This window comes from Sphingomonas alba (assembly GCF_023516555.1).
Lineage (GTDB): Bacteria > Pseudomonadota > Alphaproteobacteria > Sphingomonadales > Sphingomonadaceae > Sphingomicrobium > Sphingomicrobium album.
The window spans coordinates 45,857-64,260 of sequence record NZ_JAMGBD010000002.1; the positions used below are offsets into that span (position 1 = coordinate 45,857).

Annotated in this window: 20 protein-coding genes and 1 riboswitch; of the genes, 14 read left to right on the forward strand and 6 right to left on the reverse strand. The window is 63.5% G+C overall.

Annotated elements, in window-relative coordinates; genetic code table 11:
- Window positions 1-49 precede the first annotated feature (49 nt).
- Window positions 50-412: a hypothetical protein gene (locus tag LZ536_RS10010; RefSeq protein ID WP_249848655.1), complete on the forward strand. Its 363-nt coding sequence runs from the start codon at window positions 50-52 to the stop codon at window positions 410-412.
- 96 nt (window positions 413-508) lie between these two features.
- Here LZ536_RS10010 and crcB read toward each other — a convergent pair whose 3' ends face one another.
- Entirely contained in the window at window positions 509-871 is a 363-nt protein-coding gene (gene crcB, locus LZ536_RS10015; protein ID WP_249848656.1) for a fluoride efflux transporter CrcB, read from the reverse strand.
- A 36-nt stretch (window positions 872-907) separates the two neighbouring features.
- A riboswitch (Fluoride riboswitch) is annotated at window positions 908-969 on the reverse strand.
- 163 nt (window positions 970-1,132) lie between these two features.
- Here crcB and LZ536_RS10020 point away from each other — a divergent pair.
- Complete coding sequence (locus LZ536_RS10020) at window positions 1,133-1,732, forward strand: hypothetical protein (protein ID WP_249848657.1); 600 nt, start codon at window positions 1,133-1,135, stop codon at window positions 1,730-1,732.
- A gap of 47 nt (window positions 1,733-1,779) precedes the next feature.
- On the opposite strand, the gene LZ536_RS10025 is transcribed toward LZ536_RS10020, so the two are convergent.
- Window positions 1,780-2,712, reverse strand: coding sequence for a LysR substrate-binding domain-containing protein (locus tag LZ536_RS10025; RefSeq protein WP_249848658.1), 933 nt, complete (start codon window positions 2,710-2,712; stop codon window positions 1,780-1,782).
- 134 nt (window positions 2,713-2,846) lie between these two features.
- Here LZ536_RS10025 and LZ536_RS10030 point away from each other — a divergent pair, with 134 nt between their 5' ends.
- The 6 genes from LZ536_RS10030 (at window position 2,847) to LZ536_RS10055 (ending at window position 9,571) form a co-directional block, all read left to right on the forward strand.
- Window positions 2,847-3,014 carry a hypothetical protein gene (locus LZ536_RS10030; RefSeq protein ID WP_249848659.1) on the forward strand — a complete coding sequence of 56 codons (168 nt, stop codon included), beginning with the start codon at window positions 2,847-2,849 and terminating at the stop codon, window positions 3,012-3,014.
- Window positions 3,015-3,032: 18 nt separating this feature from the next.
- Window positions 3,033-3,218, forward strand: coding sequence for a hypothetical protein (locus LZ536_RS10035; RefSeq protein ID WP_249848660.1), 186 nt, complete (start codon window positions 3,033-3,035; stop codon window positions 3,216-3,218).
- Window positions 3,219-3,410: 192 nt separating this feature from the next.
- The gene (purC, locus tag LZ536_RS10040) at window positions 3,411-4,193 is read left to right on the forward strand and encodes a phosphoribosylaminoimidazolesuccinocarboxamide synthase (protein ID WP_249848661.1); all 783 of its coding nucleotides are present in this window, start codon (window positions 3,411-3,413) and stop codon (window positions 4,191-4,193) included.
- A gap of 5 nt (window positions 4,194-4,198) precedes the next feature.
- The gene (locus tag LZ536_RS10045; protein ID WP_249848662.1) at window positions 4,199-6,367 is read left to right on the forward strand and encodes a primosomal protein N'; all 2,169 of its coding nucleotides are present in this window, start codon (window positions 4,199-4,201) and stop codon (window positions 6,365-6,367) included.
- A gap of 53 nt (window positions 6,368-6,420) precedes the next feature.
- A complete protein-coding gene (locus LZ536_RS10050) occupies window positions 6,421-7,950 on the forward strand; it encodes a DUF1570 domain-containing protein (RefSeq protein WP_249848663.1) in 1,530 nt (509 codons plus the stop codon).
- 91 nt (window positions 7,951-8,041) lie between these two features.
- Window positions 8,042-9,571 carry a hypothetical protein gene (locus tag LZ536_RS10055; RefSeq protein ID WP_249848664.1) on the forward strand — a complete coding sequence of 510 codons (1,530 nt, stop codon included), beginning with the start codon at window positions 8,042-8,044 and terminating at the stop codon, window positions 9,569-9,571.
- Between the two features lie 3 nt (window positions 9,572-9,574).
- Here LZ536_RS10055 and ada read toward each other — a convergent pair whose 3' ends face one another.
- The 4 genes from ada to LZ536_RS10075 form a co-directional block, all read right to left on the reverse strand.
- Window positions 9,575-10,633 carry a bifunctional DNA-binding transcriptional regulator/O6-methylguanine-DNA methyltransferase Ada gene (ada, locus tag LZ536_RS10060; protein WP_431357957.1) on the reverse strand — a complete coding sequence of 353 codons (1,059 nt, stop codon included), beginning with the start codon at window positions 10,631-10,633 and terminating at the stop codon, window positions 9,575-9,577.
- Window positions 10,634-10,662: 29 nt separating this feature from the next.
- Window positions 10,663-11,127 (reverse strand): DUF1203 domain-containing protein, encoded by a 465-nt coding sequence (locus tag LZ536_RS10065; RefSeq protein WP_249848665.1) that lies wholly within the window; start codon window positions 11,125-11,127, stop codon window positions 10,663-10,665.
- Window positions 11,128-11,243: 116 nt separating this feature from the next.
- Window positions 11,244-11,540, reverse strand: a complete 297-nt coding sequence (locus LZ536_RS10070) for a UrcA family protein (RefSeq protein ID WP_249848666.1) — start codon at window positions 11,538-11,540, stop codon at window positions 11,244-11,246.
- Between the two features lie 136 nt (window positions 11,541-11,676).
- Window positions 11,677-13,185: a winged helix-turn-helix domain-containing protein gene (locus LZ536_RS10075; protein WP_249848667.1), complete on the reverse strand. Its 1,509-nt coding sequence runs from the start codon at window positions 13,183-13,185 to the stop codon at window positions 11,677-11,679.
- Between the two features lie 178 nt (window positions 13,186-13,363).
- Here LZ536_RS10075 and LZ536_RS10080 point away from each other — a divergent pair, with 178 nt between their 5' ends.
- The 6 genes from LZ536_RS10080 to LZ536_RS10105 are packed head-to-tail and all read left to right on the forward strand — an operon-like array spanning window position 13,364 to window position 18,340.
- Window positions 13,364-13,918, forward strand: coding sequence for a F0F1 ATP synthase subunit delta (locus LZ536_RS10080; RefSeq protein ID WP_249848668.1), 555 nt, complete (start codon window positions 13,364-13,366; stop codon window positions 13,916-13,918).
- Between the two features lie 2 nt (window positions 13,919-13,920).
- The gene (atpA, locus tag LZ536_RS10085; RefSeq protein WP_249848669.1) at window positions 13,921-15,450 is read left to right on the forward strand and encodes a F0F1 ATP synthase subunit alpha; all 1,530 of its coding nucleotides are present in this window, start codon (window positions 13,921-13,923) and stop codon (window positions 15,448-15,450) included.
- Window positions 15,451-15,463: 13 nt separating this feature from the next.
- A complete protein-coding gene (locus LZ536_RS10090) occupies window positions 15,464-16,363 on the forward strand; it encodes a F0F1 ATP synthase subunit gamma (protein ID WP_249848670.1) in 900 nt (299 codons plus the stop codon).
- A gap of 24 nt (window positions 16,364-16,387) precedes the next feature.
- Window positions 16,388-17,890 (forward strand): F0F1 ATP synthase subunit beta, encoded by a 1,503-nt coding sequence (gene atpD, locus LZ536_RS10095; RefSeq protein ID WP_249848671.1) that lies wholly within the window; start codon window positions 16,388-16,390, stop codon window positions 17,888-17,890.
- Entirely contained in the window at window positions 17,890-18,075 is a 186-nt protein-coding gene (locus tag LZ536_RS10100) for an eL24 family ribosomal protein (RefSeq protein ID WP_249848672.1), read from the forward strand. Before atpD ends, LZ536_RS10100 begins: the two co-directional genes overlap by 1 nt.
- 1 nt (window position 18,076) lies before the next feature.
- A complete protein-coding gene (locus LZ536_RS10105; protein ID WP_249848673.1) occupies window positions 18,077-18,340 on the forward strand; it encodes an ATP synthase F1 subunit epsilon in 264 nt (87 codons plus the stop codon).
- The last annotated feature ends 64 nt before the right edge of the window (window positions 18,341-18,404 follow it).

Below are 18,404 nucleotides of genomic sequence, written 5' to 3' on the forward strand. Positions count from 1 at the left end.
CGCTTGGACGCGCACGCCCGGCGGCAACCTCACGCGAGAGGCGAGAATAATGCTGAAGTATATTGCTTTGCTGGGAGCGGCGTCGATCGCCACCATGATCATTCCGACTACGCCGGCCATGGCGGATGGCGCAACCGTCGGAAAGGACGCCTGCTTTAGCCAGGTCCCCGATGCGAATGGCGTGCTGGCGGGCGAATTCGTCAATGGCACCGCGTCCGTCCGAACGAACAGAAACTGGTCGACGGCCACATGTCACTTCAACCTGTCGCCGGACCAGACGCCTGCGAAGCGAACGAGGGCATCGGGCTTCGCCTGCACAGTTGCAAACGATCAGATCACTTTTGATTCAGTTGTGGCTGCGTCGCCGGGTGGGCAGATGTCGATGACCTGCAGGTATAAAACGACACCTTAGCTGCGACCGGGCTCTTACGGGCGCGTTTCAAGGATAGGATCCCAGTCTTCCCACAGGGCCCGTCGGGACGAGCATGCGGCTCCCGGCGGGCCCGACTTATGTGAAGAGGCGGACAGCCGCCATTCCGGCAAATAGCGCTGCCACCGACAGCACGACCGAACCCAATGCATAAGCAGCCAGCGGCCCCCAGACACCGCGTTCCCACATCAAGGCAGCATCCAGGCTGAACGCGGAAAAGGTGGTGAATCCTCCAAGGATTCCTGTGGTGAGAAACAGCTTCAAATGCTGCGACATGCCCATACGGTGGGAAAACCACGCGGCCAGGAAGCCCATCAGGAACGACCCGACTACGTTGACCGCCATGGTGCCCATGGGAAACGCGTAACCCAAGCGAGCAGCGAGCGTGTTGACTCCATGCCGCGCCATGCCGCCGAAACCGGCGCCTGCGAATACGATCAAATACGGTCCCATGAGACTCCACCTGCTGCAATAATGCGCCTGGTAGGAGCCATCAGCCTTTGCGGCGGTTATCGGGAGACCCCATTCCCCTCGCACGCCGATTAGCACGGGGGTTTTCCGCACACCAGCTAACCCATGTTGGGGGCACTTGAGGCCTGCCTTGCCTGCCCTGACGCTCGTCGTTGCGGCTGCGTGACTCCAGCAACGGTGCCTATGACAACACGTTTGCATGCCATCCTCCCTTAACCAGGAAGCAAGATCATGAAACGCAATGTTATTTTAGGCGCCGCCGCCGTAGCTGCCTTGATTGCCGGTGCGCCATCTCTAGCGCAAGGCGCCAGCGGTGGTAGCCATGGGGGCGGCGCGAGCGCGACCGCTGCGGGCCATGCTGGCGGCATGGGCAGCATGGCGCCTGGCCCTGTTTCGGCGGGCGGCATGGGCTCAGGGTCGATGACGTCCGGCATGGATCGTGCGACCACTGCGACCAGCGGCAATACTCACGCCACCGCAGGTTTTGGCAGTGCCATGGACATGCGCGCCTCCGCGCAAACGCGGCGCGACACGGCCCGCGCCAATAGCCAAGGTCCGGCTCACGCTAACGTCAACGGCCTGACACACGCGAACTCCAACAGCGTGCTTTCCGGCGCTGGCGTGACGACGCTCACCGGGCTGGCGGCCGGCGCAACGGTCAGCAACACCGCCGGCACATTGGGAACCGTGAGCAGCATCGTGACAAACAAAAGCGGCGCCGTCGTCGGAATCAACGTGACGCTCGATAGCGGCGGCACGGTCTTCATCCCGGCAACGACACTAACCATGAACGGTACGGCCGTTACGACGACATTCGTGCCCCACGGCTAAACACCAGATACGCCGACCTTGGAGGCCCCGGCTCGCGCCGGGGCCTTTCAAATGTCCAGGCCCGCGGTCCGCGCCGCTTCGTGATCACCACGCGCGGTCGGCAGCAACCATTCGCAGAAACGCTTGATCTTGGGCGACTGGCGGCGGTGCTCGGGACATACGAACCAATAGCCCCAGCCGCGCGAGCTGGTTTCGCGGAAGGGACGGACCAGTCGCCCCTCGGTCAGATCGTAGCGCCAGAAGAAAGGTGTCAGCATGGCAATGCCGCGGCCGGCCATGGCCGCGGTGCCCTCGGCCGTCTGGGAGTCGAGCTGGACGCCGGGCTGCGGCGGCCTGTCCGGCACTTCGACGCCGCGCTCGGTCAGCCACTGGTCCAACCAGGGGTCGTTGGCGCTGACCCGTGGTAGGCCGACGAGGTCGTGCGGCTCCATGTCTCGATCGCCGTGTTCATTCTGCCATTCCTCCATGAACCGGGGACTGCAGATGGGCGTGTAGTCGATCTCGAACAGCCGTGTGGCGTGAAGGCCGGGCCACTCGCCCTCCCCCGCGCGGATGGCGACATCGAACTCCGTGGTCGCGAAATCGATCAGGCTATTGCTGGCGTCGAGGCGGACGGCGAGGTTGGGGTGCTCCATCTGGAAGCCGCCGATCCGCCATGCCAGCCAGGTGTTGGCGAAGGTCGACGTCGTCGAGATGCTGAGCATGTTCTCATCGTCGGCGCGGACCGCGGCGAAGGCGGCGTCCATCCGGTCGAAGGCGTCGGTCAACGGGCGCAAGAGCCGGCGGCCGATGTCGGTCAGCCTGACCCTGCCCTTCGATCGTTCGAACAAGCGCGCGCCGACCCGGTCCTCCAGCGCGCGGATCTGATAGCTGACGGCCGCCTGAGTCATGCCGAGTTCTTCGGCCGCGGCAGTGAAGTGCTCATGGCGAGCAGCCGCTTCAAAGACTCGGATGGCGGATAAAGGCGGCAGTTTGCGCATGAGCCGATCTATAAGTCTAACTTATGATGTTTGTCGATCCTTCAATTGGTATAACGAAGCTTCAGAATGCATATTCCTCGTTGACGGAAGAAGCCTCCCGCGAGGCCTCGCCCCGGCCAAAAGGAGGAAGAAGCATGACTTATCAGCTGAACCAGCGGCTGTTCCTCGAGAACGGTCCCGCGACGCAGGCCGCCGACGCCCGCGCCCGCCGCAAAGCCGCGGCGGATTTCTACCTCGCCGAGCGCGCCCGACTGGACGCCGCCCGCAAGGTCATTGGCGCCGATCTCAAGATTGCCGCCTGAGGAAAAAGGGAAGAAAGGATGATCACCATGGTCGACGAGATCTACGATCGCTCATTCCAGGCTGGCCGGGCCGAATTCAACAGCGGGTTGCTCGCTATCATCGCGGGCATTCGCGATGCACTGACCCCGGTCATGGCCTCGCTCCACCGGATTGAATGGGACGCCCCTTGGGAAACCAAGGCCGGCCCCCGCGCCAAAGCCTGAATTGACCCCCAGCGGCACCTCCCCCTCGTGTGCCGCACCCTGACCGGCCCGTCCGCAGCTCCCAAGGACGGGCCGGTCAATTGCGTGAATCAGACCCCTGCCCTATAGGTCGCCGCGACGGCCCCGGGCCCGCGTCCCGCAAGGGCAAAGCGGTCCGGGGCATTTCGATTTTTAAGCATCCGGGGAGCAGGCATGGTACGCCGCCGCCAAATCTACGAAGGCAAGGCCAAGATCCTTTACGAGGGTCCGGAGCCCGGCACCTTGATCCAGTATTTCAAGGACGACGCGACGGCCTTCAACGCGCAGAAGCGCGGCACGATCAGCGGCAAAGGCGTGCTCAACAACCGCATTTCCGAGCATATCTTCACGGCGCTACAGACGATTGGAGTGCCGACGCATTTCATCCGGCGGCTTAACATGCGCGAGCAGTTGATCCGCCAGGTCGAGATCGTGCCGATCGAGGTCGTCGTCCGAAACGTCGCCGCCGGCTCCCTTTCTAAGCGCCTGGGTATTGAAGAAGGCACACAGCTGCCGCGCACGATCATCGAATATTATTACAAGGACGACGCCCTGGGCGATCCGCTGATCGCGGACGAGCATATCGCCTGTTTCGGCTGGGCCAGCCAGGATGAGATGAACGACATCGCCGACATGGCGATCCGTGTGAACGACTTCATGTGCGGCCTGTTCGCAGCGATCGGTATCCGCCTTGTCGATTTCAAGCTGGAATTCGGGCGGGTCTGGGACGGCGATTATGCCCGCGTCATCCTGGCCGACGAGATCAGCCCCGACGGCTGCCGCCTGTGGGACATGAAAACCAGCGAGAAGCTGGACAAGGACCGCTTCCGGCTGGACCTTGGCGGTGAAGCCGAAGCCTATCAGGAAATCGCCCGCCGGCTTGGCCTGCTGCCCGAGGAAGGCGAGGAAAACGCAGTCCTCGACCTCGACAGCCACCGCAAGAAGCGGGGCCGTTAGCGCACGTGTCCGTTCCCCGCGTCCGCGTCGTGACGTTGAACGCGGCGCTCGGCCCACTCGATTATCGTGTTCCCGACGGCTGGCAGGTCGAACCCGGCTCGGTGGTGGTCGCGCCCCTTGGACCAAGGCAATTGGCCGGTGTCGTCTGGGAACCCGAGCGCCTGCCGTCCGAGGAGGTCGGCGACAATCGGCTCCGCTATCTGGTCTCACAGCTCGACGTTCCGCCGATCCCGGCTCCGCTCCGCCGGCTATGCGAGTGGACGGCCGATTACTACCTTTCGCCGCTGGCGGCCGTCTTGCGGATGGTCCTGCCGTCCTCGGCGGCGTTGGAAGGGTCGCGGCAGCTGATCGAATATCGGCTGACCGGTTTATCGCCGGACCGGATGACACCCCAACGGCTGAAGGCACTCGCGGCCCTGGAAGGCAAGCAGGGCACGATCCGCGAACTGGCGGCGATTGCTGAGGTCAGCGACGCGGTCCTCCGTGGGCTGGTTCACGCCGGGGCGATTGAGCAGGTCGCGGTTGAGGCCGACCGGCCTCTCAAGACCCCGGATCCCGATTTCGCGCGGCCCGAACTGACGGATGAACAGGCCGAGGCGGCGGCAAGCCTCACCGGCGCGATCGGCAGGGGATTCGACCCGGTATTGCTCGACGGGGTCACCGGCTCAGGCAAGACCGAGGTCTATTTCGAAGCGATTGCCGAGTGCTTGCGGACGGGCAAGCAGGCGCTCGTGCTGCTGCCCGAGATCGCGCTCACAGAGCCTTTCCTGAAGCGCTTCCATGCGCGGTTCGGTTGCGCGCCCGTCGCGTGGCACAGCGATCTCCGGTCATCGCAACGCCGCCGTGCGTGGCGAGCCATAGCTAGCGGCGAGGCAAAGGTGGTCGTCGGTGCCCGTTCCGCCTTGTTCCTGCCCTATCGCGACCTCGGCCTAATCGTCGTTGATGAGGCCCATGAGCCAAGCTTCAAACAGGAAGAAGGCGTCCAGTATCATGCGCGGGATGTCGCCGTGATACGCGGGAAGTTCGAGGACATCCCGGTCATCCTTTCTTCGGCAACGCCCGCCATCGAAACGCGACACATGGTGGAATTGGGGCGTTATCGCGAGCTGAAGCTGGAGGCGCGCTTTGCCGGGGCGAGCTTGCCCGAGATCCGCGCCATCGACCTGACGCAGGATCCGCCGGAGCGCGGAAGGTGGCTGGCGCCAAGCCTGGTCGCCGAGCTCGAAGCCAATATCGACGCGGGTGAGCAAAGCCTGCTCTTTCTCAACCGACGGGGTTTCGCTCCGCTGACGCTCTGCCGGCATTGCGGCCATCGCTTCCAGTGCCCGAACTGCACGGCCTGGATGGTCGAGCACAGGCTGATGCGGCGGCTGGCCTGTCACCATTGCGGCCATGTCATGCCGCCACCCAAGGCCTGCCCTGAGTGCGGCGAAGAAGACAGCCTGGTCGCCTGCGGACCGGGTGTCGAGCGCATTGCCGATGAGGTTGCGGCGCTGTTCCCCGACGCGAGGACGGCGATCGTGACGTCGGATACAATCTGGTCGCCAGCCAAGGCCGCCGAATTCGTCGCGGCGATGGAAACAGGCGAGATCGACATCGTCGTCGGCACGCAGCTGGTGACCAAGGGCTATCATTTCCCCAATTTGACCCTGGTCGGCGTCGTCGATGCGGACCTTGGGCTGGCGGGCGGCGATTTGCGGGCTGCCGAGCGCAGCTTCCAGCAAATCCAGCAGGTCGCCGGGCGAGCAGGCCGGGGCGACAAGCCGGGCCGGGTGTTAGTTCAGACCCACGACCCCGAGGCCGGGGTCATTGCCGCCTTGGTCAGTGGCGATATCGCCGGGTTTTATGGCTCCGAGACCGAAGCGCGGCGCGATGCTGCCATGCCGCCGTTCGGGCGCCTCGCGGCCATCATCATCTCCGCAGAAGACGCCGGCGAGGCCGAAGCGGTCGCGCGGCGGATCGGGAATGCCGCGCCGAGGGTCGAGGGAATGGCGGTCTTTGGACCGGCTCCCGCCCCGCTCGCCATGCTGCGCGGGCGGCACCGGCAGCGGTTACTGGTTCATGCCGCGCGGAGCCTCGACGTCCAGGATGTCATTCGGGATTGGCTCGCAGAGCTCGACTGGGGCTCTAAGGTACGGGTCGCAGTCGATGTCGATCCTTATAGTTTCCTCTGATTGACCTTCTCTGGCCAAGCGATAGGCTATCCATGCTCGGGGGGAGGTGAAGCGTGTTTTCGAAGATCGTTATCGGGGCGGCGGCCTTGGCGGCAGCCGCGCCCGCTTCCGCGTCGTGGGAGGAAGCAAAAAGCCGGCATTTCATCATCTACTCAGAGCAGAAGCCCGAGGACCTGAAGCTCTATGCGGAGCGCCTTGAGCGCTTCGACCAGGCCGTGCGAGTGGCGCGCGGAATCAAGGATCCGCCGCTCAATGACGCCGGCAAGCTTATCGTCTTCGTGCTCCGCAATTCCGATGCCATCGAGGGGATCATCGATGCGCGCGGAAGCGGTATCGCGGGCTTCTACATTCCCAGGGCCGCAGGGCCGGTCGCGTTCGTCAACCGGGAGCGGGCCAGCAGCAAGTTCGACCTGTCGGGAGAAGAAGTCTTCTTCCACGAATATCTGCACCACCTCATGCTGGAGCAGGTCGACATGGCCCTGCCGTCCTGGGTCGTCGAGGGATTCGCGGAATTCTTCGCCACGGCCCAGGTCGCGGACGATGGGTCCGTCACCCTTGGCTATGTACCTGAGTATCGCTCGCCCGGATTATTCAACCTGAAGGGCCTGACGCTGGACGAGATGCTCGGCGCAAGCGACCGCCATATCGACGATGAGGAATGGGAGCTGACCTATGGCAAGGGTTGGCTGCTCGCCCATTATCTGACGTTTGAGAAATCGCGCCGCAACCAGCTTGGCCGCTACATCACCGGGATCCAGAAGGGCGAGGCCCCGATCGCTGCCGCCAGTGCCGCCTTCGGTGATCTCAAGCAGCTCAACAAGGAGCTTGAGGCCTATCTTCGCGAGAAGCGCCATAGCGGGATCGTCATCCCATCCGAGAAACTGACACCCGGGCCGGTGACCTTACGCCCGCTGGACGCGCCGGAGGACGCCGCCATGCGGGTTCGAATGAAAACGTCGATCGGTTTCGGGAAACGTGCCGCGGCTCGGGTCGCCAGCGATGCCAAGGCACTTGCCCGCGACTACCCAAATTCCGCTCATGTCCAGTCGCTGCTCGCCAAGGCTGAGCTGCAGGTCGAAGAGCCGGACCAGGCGTTGGCCGCGGCCGACCGCGCCCTCGCCATCGACGCAGGCAATCGCGAGGCCATGATTTACAAGGGCCGCGCCCTCATGGAGCTTGGTCGCAAGGAGCCGAAGTCGGCCGACTGGAAGGCGGTTCGAGCCCTGTTCGCCAAGGCCAATCGTGCAGACCCGGACGATGCGGAGCCTCTGATGCTTTTTTACGAGAGCTACGTTGCGGAAGGTGCGGCCCCGAGCAAGAACGCGGTTGAGGGATTGAAATATGCCCACTCCCTCGTGCCCCAGGACGATGATTTGCGCATGCTGCTCGTCCGCCAGCTTGTCCATGACAGCGCCTTCGATGCCGCAGCACACATGTACGGCCCAGTCGCCTATGACCCGCACGCAGGCGATGAACGAGAGCAGCGCCTGGCGGTCATGGAAAAGCTGAAGGCAAAGGACGGCAGTTCAGCGATCACGATGCTCGACCAAATGGACGCCAAGAGAAAGAAGAAGAAGGAGTAAGCTTAAGCGAATCTCTCTAACAGATCGTTAGATTGACCTTTCAGAACAATGCTTTACGGTCGGATCCATCATTTCGGGGGAGATGTTTTCCGTGCGTTCCAGCCTATTTTTCGGCGCCGCCATGCTGGCGCTGGCCGCGCCTGCGTCCGCTGCCTGGCAGCAGGCTTCGTCCAAGCATTTCGTTATTTACGGCGACATGACGCCCGACGAGATGAAGGCTTATGCCTCGAAACTTGAGACCTTTGATGCCGCATCCCGCCTGATCAGGTCGATGAAGGACCCGAGCCTGGGTGATGGCAATCGCCTTCAAGTCTTCGTGGTCAGTGATTTGACCGCCATCGGCCGCCTTGTCGGCTCGAACGACTACGGAATTGCCGGCTATTTCATGGGGCCAGTCAAGGGACCCGTGGCGGTGGTTCCGGAGAAGGTTCGCCAGAAAAGGTTTGGCGAGGCGAAGATGACCGGCGAGCAGGTTTTCTTCCATGAATATACGCATTCGCTGCAATTGCAGAACACCAACAAGCCCTTGCCGCAGTGGCTGAGCGAAGGCTTCGCCGAATTCATGGCTTCGCCCGTCTTCGGAGCCGATGGATCGATCGGCATTGGCGCTCCGCCCGAATATCGCGCGGAGCAGTTGTTTCAGGGCCGGCAGGTGCCGATTTCAAACCTGGTCAGCAACCGCGTTGACGCCGACTATGACATGATCTCGTTCTACACCCAAGGCTGGCTGTTGACTCACTATCTGTCGATGGAACCGAGCCGGAAGGGGCAGATCGATCGGTATGTGGCGGCGATCAATTCCGGCACGCCACCGCTCGACGCTGCCAAAGCGACGTTTGGCGATCTCGGCGAGCTCGAGAAGACGCTCATGTCCTATCGCCGCCAAAAACAGCTGCCGTTCATCAAGATCAACACCAACAAATTGACCATTGCGCCGGTGACGGTGACGGAGATGAGCCCGGGCGCGCAGGAGGTGATGCCCTATCGCATCCGCATCAAGGCCGCCTTTGCTGATGTCGGTAGCGACCTTGTCGGACGCATTCGCGCCGTCGCCGATAAATATCCCAAGGACGCCTTTGTACTGCGCACGCTCGCCGAGGCACAATTCATGGCGAAGGATTATGACGCTGCGGTCAAAACCGCCCAGCAGGCCGTCGTCTCCGACCCCAAATCGGTCGAGGCCCTTTCCCTGCAGGGTGAGGCGCTGCTCGAGCTAGCGAAGAAGAGCAAGAACCCGGAAACCTTCAAGGATGCGCGCCACCTGTTTCTGACGGCCAATCGCCTCGACAAGGAAGACCCCGAACCGCTCTACAATTATTATCGTACTTACATAGACGAGGGCGCCCAGGTGCCGGAGGCGGCAAAGGATGCAGTCCATTACGCTGCAGTGCTAGCTCCTCAGGATCCAGAGGTTCAGGTCCGCTCGACAATCCAGTTCCTCCGCGACGCCAAGCCGGAAGATGCGAAAGCCCAACTCTCAAGCCTCGCCTTCAGCCCGCACCATAATCGCGGTCAGCGGTTGGCGAAGGAAATCTACGACCTAATCGTTGCGAACAGGCAGGCCGAAGCGGTAGCCATGGCGGAGAAAGAATTGGTCAAGGTCACCGAGGGCGACGACTAATCCCTAAATCGCGAACTTGCCCTGCTCTTCCCAGTGGGCACCCTCGGCCGCGAGCAGCTTGCGCTTGCGGTCGAGGCCGCCGGCATAGCCGCCGAGCGTGCCGTCCGAACGGATGACGCGATGGCAAGGCACCAGGACAGCGATCGGGTTCGAGCCATTGGCGGTTCCGACCGCGCGCGTTGCCTTGGGATCGCCGATTGCCACCGCGATATCGGCATAGCTGCGGGTCTCCCCTGGCGGGATTTTGCGGAGTTCTTTCCACACCGCTTCCTGGAAAGCGGTGCCGGCGACGTCGATCGGAAGGTCATGAACCGCCGTCGGGGTTTCGATCGCGTCCATCACTCCTGAAATGAGTGCGCCCATGGCGGCGTTCGCCGGCTGAATGTCGGCATTGGGGAACCGGCGATGGAGCGCCGACACGCTCTCGTCAAAAGTCAGGCGGCAAATGCCCTTGTCCGTCGCGGCGACCAGCATGCGGCCAAGGGGTGTGTCCAGCATGGCGTAACGAATCGTCTCGCCGCGGCCGCCATCGCGCCAGGCAGACGGGGTCATCCCCAGCCGATCCTTGGCATCGGCGTAGAAACGGCTGGGCGCGGAATAGCCGGAATCGTAAATGGCTTCGGTCACGGTCTTATCCTTGCTGAGATTGGCTTGGGCGCGCCCCGCGCGGAGTCCGCGAGCATATGCGGCAGGCGAGACGCCCATTTCACGGGTGAATAGCCGCTGGAAATGGTGCGGCGCGTAGCCGACGGCGGCCGCAAGCTCTTCCAGTTTCGGCGCTTCTTCGGCCCGTTCGATAAGCTTTACAGCCTGAGCCACGGCTTCACGATCGCGGCCGACCTCGTCGGGTTTACAACGGAGGCATGGCCGATAGCCGGCGGTGAGTGCGGCGCCAGAGTCCGCAAAGAATTCGACATGCTCGCGCTTCGGGCGACGGGCCGGACAGCTTGGCTTGCAATAGATGCCGGTTGTCTTGACGGCGCCAATGATGCGTCCGTCCATGCGCCGGTCGCGGCGCTCGAATGCGCCCCACGCCTCGTCGTCGGTGATCGCTGTCATCATCACCGGTCTAGCATAAGCGAAGCCCATGTTCAGTTCCTGTCGATGCGGGCGGCGAAGCAGCCGCGAATGGCGTTATGCGCGTCGATGTGCGCAGCGGCCGGATTAGCGAGCAAATGGCGGATTGCCGGGTCAGCCTCGCCGGGCTGTACCAACGCCGCGTCGATCATCATCCCCAGTTCGTCGAAGGCGCGGAGAGAAAGTATGCGGCGATCGAGCGCAGGCGGGATCGTGTCGACATAGTCAGCGGGCTCGTTCGCCGACTTGCTGACGAAGATCGCATGGCTCGCGCGGTAAGGATTATTGCCCTCGTGGCTGGTGTGATTGAGCAGGATGACCTCGTCACCAATGTCGCAATCCCGCAGGGAAATGCGGCAGGGGAAGGTCGGACTATCGACCGTCATACGGGTCATGCCTCTGGTTTCGAGCTCGGCATCGTCGAGATCAAACAAGGGGGCGAAGGGTGCGGGCTCAAGGCCTTTGATTCGGTAGGTCATAGCGGCTGTTTACGCTCGGGGGCCCACACCCGCTTCCCACAGCTTGCGGTCAAACATTCGGACAGTCAGGACGCGCGTCCCGTGGGAGAGTGCCGCGCGCCCCGCCGCCCTGTCGCCTAGCGCGAGCTCAGGCGGATCTGGCCGCTATCCTTGAGGGCAGCCAACTGCCGGTTGACGCTCGCCCATGCTTCTTTCCGGCAGGCATCGAGCTCGGGCACCTGGTAGGATTCGATGGTTGAGTAGCTGCCGCAAACCTCCTCGACCGCGACGGCGATGCGATGCTTCATGAGCGCGTGCGACGCGCGGGCGGCGCGGTCGACGGTGACGACGACGCTGTTCTCTGCAGTCTGGCCGATCACCGGAGTAGCGGCGGCGGCTGCGAGCAGTGCGGTGATGAGGAAGCGTGCAAACATGTTCAGTCCCCTTATCAGGCGGCCCTCGCACGATGCGTCGGGTGCCCAATGAGGGTCGTTCAGGCGGGTTCAGCGGGACAGGGCGAGGAACCGATATTTTGCCGATGAAGCGCTGGCGCCGCGCCGATTTCAGCGGTCAGGCGACATAGTCGGGCTTGGTCCCGGACCTTTGCCAATAGTCGTCGAGACCGATCGCCTTCGTCAGTCCAGGGAAGCGAGGATCGCGGCGGATTCCGAGCAATGCTGGGTGGAAAAGGAAGTGCGTGTCACGCTCGCGGCGGTTGCCGTACATCCCTTGCTCCGTCGACCAACGTTTGTCCGCAATCTTGAAGCCGCGATCGAAATAATAGGCGTCGAGTACGCGGTAGGCGTCGTCAATTCGCCCTACGGCGCCGGCAAAAAGGATGACGTTTTCGGCGAAGCCCTCGCCGCGCTTGGCTATCTCGCGGCAGCTTTCCATGGCTTTTTCGAGGTCGTCCGGGCGTCCAGTGGCCAGCGCCTTTACCTGCAAGGAAGTGAAATCAAAGTTCCAGTCGGGAATCCCGTTCGGGCGGCTTGCCGTGTCTTCGACCAGCGTCAGGGCCTGCTGCGCACGACCGGTATAGGCGAGCAGATAGATCTGCGAGAACCACACGCCGAAGTAGCGCGGCCAAAGACTGGCGGCATGTTCGATCGTCTTCTCTGCATCGTCGAGGCGCCCTGCGTACCAGTAGGTGAACATCCGCGAGACATAGAGGCCGACGGCCATGGGTTCGGCTTGCTGGGCGCGGTCGAGGTAAGGGATCGCCGCCGCTGGCCGGCCGACGCTGCCCAGTACAAAGCCGAGCAACTTGTTCAGCGCGAAATTGCGTGGCTGGCGCTGAAGTGCGCGCCGCGCCGCCTTCTCCATCGCCAGCCAGTTGCGAAAGAACGGCTGCGACAGCGCCTGCGCGGCAAGCCCGTTGCCATTGTCCGGATCGATGGACAGCGCGCGGGCCCCGGCATTCTTCGCCCGCTCCGCAACAAACGGCTGCTGGGCCGCAGGGACGCTCCCCCTTTGCTGAGTATAGGCGAGCGCAAGCGTGCCCCAGATCTCGGCATTGCCGGGTTCGATCTCGCTGGCCCTCTTCAGCTTGGCGACCGCATTGCCCAGCTGATCGGGCAACCCCTGCAACATCGCAATGCGGCTTTCCTCCAGGAGCTCGGCAGCTTCCTTGTTGGCCGGTGAGGAGCGGAAGTTTTGCCACCCGAAAGTCGCCGCAGCGGCCGCGGCGGCTGCAACAGCGCCGCCGATGACGAAGCGCCGGTCGACCCGATTTGGTGTCCGGTTCGCACCGTTCTCGACCATCCGATAGCCGACGCGCGTAATCGTTTCGACCCTGAAGGCATCATCAGCGTGGTCGGACGCGTCATGCCGGAGCCGGCCAATGACCCGATTGATGGCGTCGTCGCCGACGATCCTGCCATCCCAACAGCAGGCAACCAGGTCGTCCTTGCTGACCACCGCGCCCTGCGCTCTGTGCAGCGCGACAAGGACCTGCATCACCCGAGGTTCAAGGATCGCGCTCTTGCCATTGTTCCGCAGCTCGCGGGTTGAGGGGCTGATCTCGACCGCGCCGATGCTGAACGGCGTTTCGTGCGCAAGAATGACTGGTGTGCATTCCATCCAGCGATCGGCCTCCGCGCGCGTTTTTAGCCTATTAGAGTGCGATAGGGATAGACCGCCTTGCATCCCCGCTACCCGCTTGCTAGGGGCCGCGCCAACCCATGAGGGGCGTCGGAGGAAACACCGATAGCGCCCCAATTTCACATGGGGCAATTCCAGTTCTGGAGCATTGGAGCGCATGGAGACTTCCGGCGGTATTCGGGCAAGCTTAGCGGGACGTTATGCGTCCGCTTTGTTCGACCTGGCGCGCGACGAGCGCCAGATCGAATCCGTCTCGAAGAGCCTCGATACCGTGAAGGCTGCGCTGGCCGAGTCGGCGGACTTCAAGGCGATTACCTCGAGCCCGCTGATCAACCGCGCCGAGGCCTCCAAGGCGATCGCTGCGACCTCGGGCAGCCTTAAGCTCGACCCGCTGACCCGCCGCTTCCTGGGCGTGCTCGCCAAGAACGGCCGCCTGTCGCAGCTCGACTCTGTCATTCGCATCTTCGCCCGCCTTGCCGCAGAGCATCGCGGCGAGACGACGGCGGAAGTGACGAGCGCCTTCCCGCTCAACGACGACCAGCTTGCCGCGCTGAAGGGCCGCCTCAAGGTCAACGCCGGCACTGACGTCGCGATCGACGCCAAGGTCGATCCATCCATCCTCGGCGGCATCGTCGTCCGGCTCGGCAGCCAGATGATCGACGCTTCCATCAAGACGAAACTCAACACACTCGCTTTGGCGATGAAAGGCTGAAAATGGACATCCGCGCCGCTGAAATTTCCCGCGTCATCCGCGACCAGATCGCGAACTTCGACGCCGACGCGCAGGTCTCCGAAGTCGGCAGCGTGCTGTCGGTCGGTGACGGAATTGCCCGCCTGCATGGGCTCGACAACGTCCAGGCCGGCGAAATGGTCGAGTTCGAGGGCGGCACGAAGGGCATGGCCCTGAACCTGGAAGCCGACAATGTCGGCGTCGTCATCTTCGGCTCGGACGCCGAGATCAAGGAAGGCTCGACCGCCCGCCGCACCGGCACGATCGTCGACGTTCCCGTCGGCAAGGCCCTGCTCGGCCGCGTCGTCGACGCGCTCGGCAACCCGATCGACGGCAAGGGCCCGATCGTGACTGACACCCGCAGCCGCGTTGAAGTGAAGGCGCCGGGCATCATCCCGAGGAAGTCGGTGCACGAGCCCGTGCAGACCGGCCTCAAGGCGCTCGACGCCCTGGTCCCGATCGGCCGCGGCCAGCGCGAGTTGATCATCGGCGACCGCCAGACCGGCAAGACCGCCGTCGCGCTCGATACCTTCATCAACCAGAAGGAAGTCAACAAGGGCAGCGACGAGAGCCAGAAGCTCTATTGCATCTACGTCGCCGTCGGCCAGAAGCGCTCGACCGTCGCTCAGATCGTTCGCGCGCTCGAAGAAAATGGCGCGATGGAATATTCCATCGTCGTCGCCGCGACCGCTTCCGAGCCTGCCCCGTTGCAGTATTTGGCGCCCTATACGGGCGTCGCCATGGGCGAATATTTCCGCGACAACGGCATGCACGCCGTCATCGTTTATGACGACCTTTCCAAGCAGGCCGTTGCTTACCGCCAGATGTCGTTGCTGCTGCGCCGCCCGCCGGGCCGCGAAGCCTATCCGGGCGATGTCTTCTACCTGCATAGCCGCCTGCTCGAGCGCGCCGCCAAGATGAACGAGGACAATGGCGGCGGCTCGCTGACCGCCCTCCCGATCATCGAGACGCAGGCGGGCGACGTGTCGGCCTACATCCCGACCAACGTCATCTCGATCACCGACGGCCAGATCTTCCTTGAGACGGACCTGTTCTACCAGGGCATCCGTCCCGCGATTAACGTCGGCCTGTCGGTCAGCCGCGTCGGCTCGGCCGCCCAGACCAAGGCGATGAAGAAGGTCGCCGGCTCGATCAAACTGGAGCTCGCCCAGTATCGCGAAATGGCCGCCTTCGCCCAGTTCGGTTCGGACCTCGACGCTTCGACCCAGAAGCTTCTGGCTCGTGGTGCTCGCCTGACCGAGCTGCTGAAGCAGGCTCAGTACAGCCCGATGCCCGTCGAGGAGCAGGTTGCGTCGATCTTCGCCGGCACGCAGGGCTATGTCGATGCGGTCGAGGTCAAGGACGTCGTCCGTTACGAGCAGGCACTGTTGAGCTATCTCCGCTCGGAGCATGCCGGCGTCCTGAAGACGATCCGCGACACCAAGCAGCTGGACGACGACACCGCCGCCAAGCTGGGCGATGCGCTGGCCGCTTTCGGCAAGCAGTTCGCGTAAGGACCAATAGGGAATGGCCAGCCTCAAGGCATTGAAGCTTCGCATCGGCTCGGTGAAGTCGACGCAGAAGATCACCAAGGCGCTGAACATGGTCGCCGCGGCGAAGCTGCGCCGTGCGACCCAGCTGGCGCTGGCCGCCCGTCCCTATTCGACGCGCATGGCCGAGGTGGTCGGAAGCTTGGCGTCGCGCGTCACTCCGGGACCGCAGAGCCCGGCCCTCCTCGCCGGCACCGGCAAGGACGACACGCACCTGATCATCGTCGTCACCGGCGACCGCGGCCTTGCCGGCGCGTTCAACACGAACATCGTCCGCAACGTTCGCCGCAAGGCCGACGAGCTGAGGGCCCAGGGCAAGACGGTCCTGTTCTATATCGTCGGCCGCAAGGGCAAGCCGGTGCTTCAGCGCCTCTTCCCCAAGTCGATCATCGCCGAGTTCGACACCAGCCAGAGCCGAAACCCGACCTATGAGGAAGCGCGGGCGATCGCCAAGGACATCACCGACCGCTTCGCCGCAGACGGCGTCGACGTCGTGCACCTGGCCTATGCCATGTTCCGTTCGACCCTGGTGCAGGAACCGGTGATCGACCAGATCATCCCGATCGCTCCGTCGTCCGCGCCGGAAGCCGCCAACGACTCCGCGAAGGCGGGCGTTGCGCCTGCGGCCGTCGAATATGAACCGGACGAGGAGGAAATCCTTACCGACCTGCTGCCGCGCAATATCGCCGTGCAGATCTATCGTGCCCTTCTGGAGAACAACGCCGGTTTCTACGGCAGCCAGATGACCGCGATGGACAATGCCACGCGCAATGCCGGCGACATGATCAATCGCCTGTCGATCCAGTATAACCGCCAGCGCCAGGCGGCGATCACCACCGAACTCGTCGAAATCATTTCGGGCGCTGAAGCGCTCTAAGAACCCGCAAGAGGAAGCAAGACCATGGCCACCGCCGCTCCCGCCAAGCCCCGCGCCAAGAAGGCCGCCGCGCCCAAGGCTCCCGCACAGACCAGCAATCTGGTCGGTCGCGTCGCCCAGGTTATCGGCGCCGTCGTCGACGTCGCCTTTGACGGCGAGCTGCCACCGATCCTTTCGGCGCTGGAGACCGACAACAATGGCCAGCGCCTTGTGCTCGAGGTTGCGCAGCACCTCGGCGAGAGCGTCGTTCGCACGATCGCCATGGACGCGACCGACGGGCTGACCCGCGGGCAGACCGTCAACGCCACCGGCTCGCAGATTCGCGTGCCGGTAGGTCCGAAGACCCTCGGCCGCATCATGAACGTCATCGGTGAGCCGATCGACGAGCGCGGCCCGATCGGCAGCGACATGACCGCCTCGATCCACGCCGACGCGCCTGCCTTCGTCGACCAGTCGACCGAAGCGGCGATCCTCGTAACCGGCATCAAGGTCATCGACCTCCTCGCCCCCTACGCCAAGGGCGGCAAGATCGGACTGTTCGGCGGCGCCGGCGTCGGCAAGACCGTGCTGATCCAGGAGCTGATCAACAATATCGCCAAGGGCCACGGCGGCGTGTCGGTATTCGCCGGCGTCGGCGAGCGTACCCGCGAGGGCAACGACCTCTATCACGAGTTCCTCGAAGCGGGCGTCATCGCCAAGGATGCCGACGGCAATCCGACGCCGGAAGGCTCCAAGGTGGCCCTCGTGTTCGGCCAGATGAACGAGCCTCCGGGAGCACGCGCCCGCGTCGCTCTGTCGGGCCTCACCCAGGCCGAGTATTTCCGCGACCAGGAAGGCCAGGACGTGCTCTTCTTCGTCGACAACATCTTCCGCTTCACCCAGGCGGGTTCGGAAGTGTCCGCCCTTCTCGGCCGTATCCCTTCGGCCGTGGGCTACCAGCCGACGCTGGCCACCGACATGGGCCAGCTGCAAGAGCGTATCACCTCGACCAACAAGGGCTCGATCACCTCGGTGCAGGCCATTTACGTGCCGGCCGACGATTTGACCGACCCGGCGCCGGCGACGTCATTCGCCCACCTGGACGCCACGACGACCCTGTCGCGGGCGATTTCGGAGCTCGGCATCTACCCGGCCGTCGACCCGCTGGACTCGGTCAGCCGAGTGCTCACCCCTGCCGTCGTCGGGCAGGAGCATTATGAGGTCGCCCGCGCAGTCCAGGAGACGCTTCAGAAGTACAAGAGCCTGCAGGACATCATCGCGATCCTCGGCATGGACGAGCTGTCGGAAGAGGATAAGCTGGTCGTCAGCCGCGCCCGCAAGATCCAGCGCTTCCTGTCGCAGCCGTTCCACGTCGCCGAGGTTTTCACCGGTATCCAGGGCAAGTTCGTCCAGGTCGAAGACACGGTCCGTTCGTTCAAGGCGGTGGTGAACGGTGAGTACGACCACCTGCCAGAAGCGGCCTTCTACATGGTCGGCGGCATCGAAGAGGCCGTCGCCAAGGCCGAGAAACTGGCTCAGGAGGCCTAATGGCCGACGCGCCGCGCCTCGAAGATTGTGTCAACGAGGTCTGTCCCTGGTCCGGCAAGCCGGTCAGCGCCGACAGCCTGACACACTACAAGGGCGCGGTCGTGGGTTTCTGCAACCCCGGCTGCCGGGACAAATTCGACGCCGCGGCAAGCGCCTTCGAGGCCGCGATCGAGGGAAAGAAGTAAGATGGCCGACCTGCATTTCGAGCTGGTGACTCCTGAGAAGCAAGTCCTCAGCGAGGACGTCTACATGGTCGTCGTCCCCGGCAGCGAGGGCGAGATGGGGATCATGGCCGGCCATGCGCCGGTGATGACCACGATCAAGGACAATGCCGAACTGGCCGTCTATCGTTCGGCGGGCGCCACCCCGGAGAAAATCCGCGTTAGCGGCGGCTTCGCCGAAGTCGGCGACAACGGCCTGACCGTGCTGGCGGAGAGCGCCGGCGAATAGTCATCCCGCGAAAGTTTGATCGCGGTTAGTCTTTTCTAAAAGTTTGAACCTTATTCACCATTCC

Coding starts and splice junctions, on each gene's coding strand:
- LZ536_RS10070 (WP_249848666.1), bottom strand. CDS start 11,540: ATGTTTGCACGCTTCCTCATCACCGCACTGCTCGCAGCCGCCGCCGCT.
- LZ536_RS10030 (WP_249848659.1), top strand. CDS start 2,847: ATGACTTATCAGCTGAACCAGCGGCTGTTCCTCGAGAACGGTCCCGCG.
- LZ536_RS10080 (WP_249848668.1), top strand. CDS start 13,364: ATGGAGACTTCCGGCGGTATTCGGGCAAGCTTAGCGGGACGTTATGCG.
- purC (WP_249848661.1), top strand. CDS start 3,411: ATGGTACGCCGCCGCCAAATCTACGAAGGCAAGGCCAAGATCCTTTAC.
- atpA (WP_249848669.1), top strand. CDS start 13,921: ATGGACATCCGCGCCGCTGAAATTTCCCGCGTCATCCGCGACCAGATC.
- LZ536_RS10035 (WP_249848660.1), top strand. CDS start 3,033: ATGATCACCATGGTCGACGAGATCTACGATCGCTCATTCCAGGCTGGC.
- LZ536_RS10105 (WP_249848673.1), top strand. CDS start 18,077: ATGGCCGACCTGCATTTCGAGCTGGTGACTCCTGAGAAGCAAGTCCTC.
- ada (WP_431357957.1), bottom strand. CDS start 10,633: ATGATGACAGCGATCACCGACGACGAGGCGTGGGGCGCATTCGAGCGC.
- LZ536_RS10020 (WP_249848657.1), top strand. CDS start 1,133: ATGAAACGCAATGTTATTTTAGGCGCCGCCGCCGTAGCTGCCTTGATT.
- LZ536_RS10075 (WP_249848667.1), bottom strand. CDS start 13,185: ATGGAATGCACACCAGTCATTCTTGCGCACGAAACGCCGTTCAGCATC.
- LZ536_RS10090 (WP_249848670.1), top strand. CDS start 15,464: ATGGCCAGCCTCAAGGCATTGAAGCTTCGCATCGGCTCGGTGAAGTCG.
- LZ536_RS10025 (WP_249848658.1), bottom strand. CDS start 2,712: ATGCGCAAACTGCCGCCTTTATCCGCCATCCGAGTCTTTGAAGCGGCT.
- atpD (WP_249848671.1), top strand. CDS start 16,388: ATGGCCACCGCCGCTCCCGCCAAGCCCCGCGCCAAGAAGGCCGCCGCG.
- LZ536_RS10065 (WP_249848665.1), bottom strand. CDS start 11,127: ATGACCTACCGAATCAAAGGCCTTGAGCCCGCACCCTTCGCCCCCTTG.
- LZ536_RS10100 (WP_249848672.1), top strand. CDS start 17,890: ATGGCCGACGCGCCGCGCCTCGAAGATTGTGTCAACGAGGTCTGTCCC.
- LZ536_RS10010 (WP_249848655.1), top strand. CDS start 50: ATGCTGAAGTATATTGCTTTGCTGGGAGCGGCGTCGATCGCCACCATG.